Origin of the sequence: Vulcanococcus sp. DEBay_Sum22DG08_74, from assembly GCF_017852955.1 — a bacterium.
Taxonomy (GTDB): domain Bacteria; phylum Cyanobacteriota; class Cyanobacteriia; order PCC-6307; family Cyanobiaceae; genus Vulcanococcus.
This window is the reverse complement of record NZ_JAFMKL010000103.1, coordinates 1-5,784: the sequence shown is the minus strand read 5'-3', so window position 1 is coordinate 5,784 and position 5,784 is coordinate 1. Positions and strand designations below refer to the sequence as shown.

Genomic DNA, 5,784 nt, shown 5'->3' with positions numbered 1-5,784 from the left:
ATGCTGAATTTCTCCAGTCGCAGCATTCATCAGGACCATCAGGCCACGCCCTGGTATCAACTCTGGCGCCAGCCTCTGGCGGCGCTCACCCGAATGCCATGGCCTCTGTTCTTCCTGGCGATGGCACTGATCTACTTCGCCCAGGTGCTGTTCTTCGGGTTGATTCTTCGTTTTGACGAGCAACACCTGATTGGCGAGCCGCCCATGGGGCTCTCCAAAGCCTTTGTCTTTTCTGCTGAAGCCTTTTTTGCCAATGGCTTCAACGGCATCGAAACCGACTCGGGCTTTACCTACATCGTCGGGATCATCGACATGGTGGCGGGGCTGATCACCCTCTCGACACTCACGGCCGTGGTCTTCTCCAGGCTGAGCAGCAATGAAATGCCCTTGCTGTTCAGCCGCCATCTCTGCATCAGTGACCTCAAGGACGGCTGCCTGTACTGCCGTTTTGTCACCAGTGATCGCAGCCAATGGCTCAATGTCAGCTACTCACTCTCACTGATCTATGACGACGAAGCCGAGCCGGGGGTTTGGCAAAGGCGGATCTGTTCGCTGGATCTGCTCAATGCGGGAACCCCACAACTGAGCCAAACGGCCACATTGACCCATCGCATTGATGAGGACAGCCCAATCCAGCGCCTCGGCTGGGAGGAATTACTACGCCGAAACGCTGTCCTGATGCCCTTGGTGGAGGGAATCGATGAAAGTACCGGGGCGGGACTGCTGCAGACCCACCTCTATTGCAACCGCGATGTCCTACTGGGCCATCGCTTTGGCGACCTGGTGAGCAGTGACAGCAAGGGACGCAAGCAGGTCAATATCCGCCGGTTGAATCATGTCATTGCAACGCGCTGAGCGCATGGTTGAGCCAGCAACAACACAGGCGATTGAAAAGCTGAGCGCGCGCTGGAATGAGCCTGAAATTTCAAGCGGCTCAGTCCTTCACTGGCTCGAGCAGTTTGAGGCCAGTGACCATGCCATTGCCCTGCAGTTACTGGACTGCATGGAGATGCATAGCTGGGCCCGCCTGATCAGAGAGTGCAGGCTTCTGCACGAACGACTCTGCAGTGACCTAGGCGAGGACGGTTTCGACATCGAGCACTTCTCGGATATCGACTTCACCCGAGCCTTTGTCTGCAAAAGCGGCGACCTGATTGCCTACGTCTACCGAAAGGCCAACCGCATTCCAGTCAGTTGCTTCAAAAACATCGAAGCACTCCACTCCACGTTCAGAACCGAGGCCGAACGACGGGCACTGGTGATCTTCGATGACTACATCGGCACGGGCTCACAGTTCCTCTTCCAATTCGTGGCCCGCTCCAGTAGCAACCGCAAACTGCTCCAGCGCTACCGGCGACTTCGACTCGCCGCCGTTGTGGTGCACGACAACGCGAGAGAGAAGTGGAAGTTACTGCAACATCAGCAGTTTCAACGGGTGATGGAGATCGAAGAAGCGCAGCTGACCTGCATGGATTTCAGCCGAGACCGGGGAGAACTCACCCAGGCCCTCTCCGAGCTGGATTGGAAGCGAGCCGGGCTGGTCGCCGCTCAGCGGGATTTCCCTGTCACAGCCCATCCCAGTTTGCGGCCCGAACAGCGCCATCAACTGAGTCAGTTCCTGTTGAAACTGCAACAGTCGGAAGGGGCAGGAACGACCGAATTTCTGCTGGGGCACCACACGTTTTTCTATGGAGCACCCAATGCCCTGGCGCGGGTGCTGCTACCTCTGTTCAAACGCATAGAGGACTTCACCGTCTATCCCAAAGAAGTCCAAGTGGGATTGCCCGCAGACATCCTCGATTACGACATCGATAACCCCGAATCCGTCACACCCTTTGGGCGCCGGGATTAGACACTGGGCGCGACTAGGCGGCCAACGCGAGCATCTGCTGAAGTCTCCAAGCCTTGAGCTGCGCTTGACGCTTTCGAATCGCTAGGTCCGCCGTCAAGCCATACTGGCGCCTCTCAATGTCTGATTCAGGCAAAGCAAAAAAGACGCCGCCACTGGTGAACTGAATACACCCTTCATCCGGATCAAACACCCGAGCTGAAGCGGTAACTGCAGTGCGCGGTTCCCGACAGCCATAGACGTGCAGGCTCAAGAAACTCTGTTCACCGGCATTGCCCATCTGATGGATCAACGCCGGAGAGACCGCGCGTACCTGGCCGGGGCCGTAGGGAAGCGCCTGCTCATCGCAGAGGTGCAACCGACGCAGGCGATAGCTGTAATGCTCAGCCTGACCAAAGCATTGGACCGCTCCCCACTGCGCCAAGCCGTGGTCATGGATCGCGCTGAAGTCGCCAGGGAGCCATGTCATCACCATGACTTCCACATGGCCGCCATGCCAAACCAACTGGCGGCCATAGCTATCGCGGGGTGAATGGCCGTAATCCGCCCAGGGCTCGAGTTCCTCGGCGCAAACCCCTGCGGTGGCCATCAGCGAGAGCAACTGCTCAGGCTCAGGAGAACGCAGGACGGTTAGCCCTGCGATCAGACGCTTCAACCCCGAGCTGAGAATGGGACGCTCTCTATCCATTGGTCAGCTCTGGCTCAGCCTGCAGCAGACGCTGAAGAATCGTCACGTCGTACCAACGGCCTCGGAGATAGCCGATACGGCGCTGAATGCCAACGCACTCGTAGCCAAACCGCTGATGGAAGCGAATGCTGTGGTCATTTCCAGCCACCACCTTGGCCACCAAATGAACGTAGCCAAGGTCCTGTGCCTTGGCGATTAACTGTTGCAGCAGTTGAGCACCGACCCCCTGGCCCTGAGCGCAAGGGTGAACGTAAACCGACGTTTCTGCGCAGCGGCTATAGCCAGCACGGGGCGAGTAGGTCTTGAGCTCTGCCCAACCCAAGACCTCACCCAATCGGGTCGCCACCAAGAGACAACCTCGATCGCGCAGCTCCTCGCGTTTCTCAGCGACGGCCTGGGGAGCAAAGCGCCGCTCATCCATCGTGATCCCGCCTTGATCAATCGCCCGCTGATAAATCGCGGCGATGGCGGCATCGTCCCTGGGCTGGGCGAGACGAATCTGCAGCGCTGCATCAGCCCCTGCGAAGTCCGCGATCCAAGCGAGCAAATGATCCAGGGCAGGGGGGCCACCCAACTGCTGTAAACGCGCAAAACCGCCGACGTTGCCAACGTTGATCTCGCTGACCCGCCAGGTACCGCAGTCGTCCTGGAGGAAGTCATAGCCAAGGACCCTGAGCCCCAAGGAGGCATAGGCGGGCCAGGTGGCTTCGATCGCCTGACGCTCTGCATCCGTAATCGCAGCCAGGGCGCAGCGGCCACCAGCCGCCACATTGTTCACCCAATGCCCTGTGGCGGAGCGCCGCACATAGGCACCCAGGATCTGGCCATCTAGAACAACAACTCGCTTGTCGCCCTCACTGGTGCGCTGGAGAAAACGCATGAACTGCAGAGGCTCATCCGTTCCCCGCTGGAGCTGCTCCAGCACGGCGCTCAGTGAGCGCTGTTCTGCCCGCTGACCATGGGCATGTTCAATGAGATACACGCCGTGACTCCTGTGGAGTCGAAACACCCCCTGGGCTTGGGTGCTGTTGCCCTGTTTGGCAACCACTTGACCATGGCGCTCCAGAAAGGTGGCGATCTCAGTGGGGTCGCTGCTCACCAAGTGCGAGGGGAGGAAGGCCCCCGCCACCTCCGAGAGGAACTGCGGCTTGAGCTGCTGAATCTTGCTCGAGGGACGATTGAGAAAACGCAACTGCTGCTCGAGGCCCTGCAAAACCTGGAGGTAACCCGGGGGGAAGGGCTTCAGGCTGCGGCAGAAGACAACATCGATCTCACCGGCAACAAAGGGCAACGAGGGAGCCTTCCCCAGGGCTAAAAACGAAGGGTGATCAAGTTCGGCCGGCAGTGGCGTCAGCTGCCATTGGGACGCCAAACAGCGGTTGATCTGATCAGTCGCCAGATGCAGGGGCTCCAAATCGGAGTGCCTGGCTGCTGCTCTGTAAAAGCAAGGGACGTCGCCATCAGCGTCGGGGTAACGCCCTGGGTCAGCGATCAACAGGAGCCTGGCGCTCATGTCACGGGCGATATGGCATCGGCACCGCTGGCTGCCAATTCAGCCATTTGCTCGCGCTCCTCCTTGAGCTTGGTTGGCTTCGTCTTGGCAAAGGCCGTGATCACAACACCAACCATGATCACGAGCAATCCCACCACTTGATTGCTGGCCGGCCACTGCCGGTTCAACAGGGCTGCGGCCAGGACACCAATCGCAGGAGCTGGGGTCGACCAGCGTCCAACACTGATGGAATCCAGCTTGCTTGAAGCATCGAACCAGAGGAACTGGGATATCACGATGATCAGCAAGGCGTAGATCGCCATCACGATCCAGAGCTGACCGGCAAAAGCATCGGCGAAGTGATGCGGGCCGAAGACAATGTTGGCGATGAAAAAGAAGATCACGCTGGAGGAGGCATTGCGCACAAACACCAAGGCCCGCAAGGAGACGTCCTGATCCAGGACCGCTTTCCCCAAGTTCGCGGAAGCGGCAAAGACCACGGTCGAGAGAAGGATCAGCGCATCCCCCTTATTGACCATCCAATTGGCACCAACAAGGGCCACCATCAAGATGCCGGCAATAATGAAGCTGAAGCCCAGCCACTCCCGCTTCGCGATCAACCGTCCAAACACAATGGCCCCAGACAGGGCGTAGAGCACTGGAGCCAATCTCCCAAGCAAGATCGCGTTGGTCGATGAGGTGTACTCCAGACCGGTGTAAATCAGTGCCGAGTTCAAGGCGGCGAGGCCACCATCCAGGACCAAACCCCAACGCACCCGCCTAGGCAGTCGCTTGAGGTCACTCCAAATGGGGGCTGGTTTAAACCAGATCAGGACCACCAACGCCGCGCATAGGTTGCCGACGAAGAGGACATTGCAAAAGGAGATCGGGGTTTCGGCGCCCTGACTGAGGGCGGCCCCATGCATCACCAAAAAGGCAATCAGAACCGGGCGCAGGGACGCCAAAACCCTGGAGAGCAATAACTCATGGCGGGGATCGAACTGCATCAGCCCAGGCGCCGGTAGGTCACAGGATCAGCCTTCAGCGCCATGAGGTTGTCGTACTGAATGACTTCGCCCTCGATGGCAACGGCCTGAGCCACAAGATCAAGGACGCGATCATTCACAGTGCGGCCCTCTTGATCGATCAAGACCAGATCGAGCACCTCTCCCTCGGGGTTGTGGACATGAAAAACAGCAGGGACGCCACCACTGATGCAGCGAATGGCACAGCCCATATGGGTTTTCCCAGCGCCGGGCTTCATCACCCCTGAAAAACACTTGCTGTCGATGATTTCGCCCACCAGGGCAAAGGGGCCGAGGGAGGTTCCCTTCAGATTGGGCGCGGGCAGATCAGCGGGCTGCGGGATGGGCTGCGCACGCCGTGTGTTCATCACGCTCAAAGGCCCATGGCTGAAGAGCGAACCCTTCAACTGCACCCACTGCCCCTGGTGCTGCATCACTGCCTCCGGTGGCCTGGTTTTTCCCGGGCCCGCCAAAAGGATGCGGGAGTAGTGCGCCTCACCGGGCGTTTGTCCTGGGCGCGGCACCAGCACCTGCGCTCCGCCTGGGCCATCCAACAACAAGCCCGAGAGCTGTTTGATCGGTTGACGGCTACCCGCGCCGTACTGGTTCTGAAGACCGGGAACCCAGAGCCCCAGCACAACCATCACGCCAAGCATCAGTGGCAGGAACCAGCCCAGAAAACGGCGATGCGCCTTGGGGAGAGGTCTGTAGTGAATGAAAAAGTCCATCG

General features: G+C 59.1%; 6 protein-coding genes. 2 read left to right on the top strand and 4 right to left on the bottom strand.

What is annotated here, in order from left to right:
- A partial coding sequence (locus QZ184_RS09655; protein ID WP_296419326.1) for a hypothetical protein occupies positions 1-855 on the top strand: 855 nt, incomplete at its 5' end.
- A 4-nt stretch (positions 856-859) separates the two neighbouring features.
- Positions 860-1,852 (top strand): hypothetical protein, encoded by a 993-nt coding sequence (locus tag QZ184_RS09650; protein WP_296416118.1) that lies wholly within the window; start codon positions 860-862, stop codon positions 1,850-1,852.
- A 13-nt stretch (positions 1,853-1,865) separates the two neighbouring features.
- Here QZ184_RS09650 and QZ184_RS09645 read toward each other — a convergent pair whose 3' ends face one another.
- The 4 genes from QZ184_RS09645 to QZ184_RS09630 form a co-directional block, all read right to left on the bottom strand.
- Positions 1,866-2,504, bottom strand: a complete 639-nt coding sequence (locus tag QZ184_RS09645; protein ID WP_296419321.1) for a cysteine dioxygenase family protein — start codon at positions 2,502-2,504, stop codon at positions 1,866-1,868.
- A 25-nt stretch (positions 2,505-2,529) separates the two neighbouring features.
- Positions 2,530-4,050 carry a GNAT family N-acetyltransferase gene (locus QZ184_RS09640; RefSeq protein WP_296419319.1) on the bottom strand — a complete coding sequence of 507 codons (1,521 nt, stop codon included), beginning with the start codon at positions 4,048-4,050 and terminating at the stop codon, positions 2,530-2,532.
- Positions 4,047-5,036 carry a DMT family transporter gene (locus QZ184_RS09635; RefSeq protein ID WP_296419317.1) on the bottom strand — a complete coding sequence of 330 codons (990 nt, stop codon included), beginning with the start codon at positions 5,034-5,036 and terminating at the stop codon, positions 4,047-4,049. The genes QZ184_RS09640 and QZ184_RS09635 overlap by 4 nt, the downstream gene beginning before the upstream one ends.
- The coding region (locus QZ184_RS09630) for a hypothetical protein (RefSeq protein ID WP_296419315.1) at positions 5,036-5,784 on the bottom strand (749 nt) is incomplete at its 5' end. The genes QZ184_RS09630 and QZ184_RS09635, both read right to left, overlap by 1 nt.

Bases quoted from the DNA above. Each gene is read 5' to 3' on its own strand.
- QZ184_RS09640 (WP_296419319.1), bottom strand. From the start codon at position 4,050: ATGAGCGCCAGGCTCCTGTTGATCGCTGACCCAGGGCGTTACCCCGAC.
- QZ184_RS09635 (WP_296419317.1), bottom strand. From the start codon at position 5,036: ATGCAGTTCGATCCCCGCCATGAGTTATTGCTCTCCAGGGTTTTGGCG.
- QZ184_RS09650 (WP_296416118.1), top strand. From the start codon at position 860: ATGGTTGAGCCAGCAACAACACAGGCGATTGAAAAGCTGAGCGCGCGC.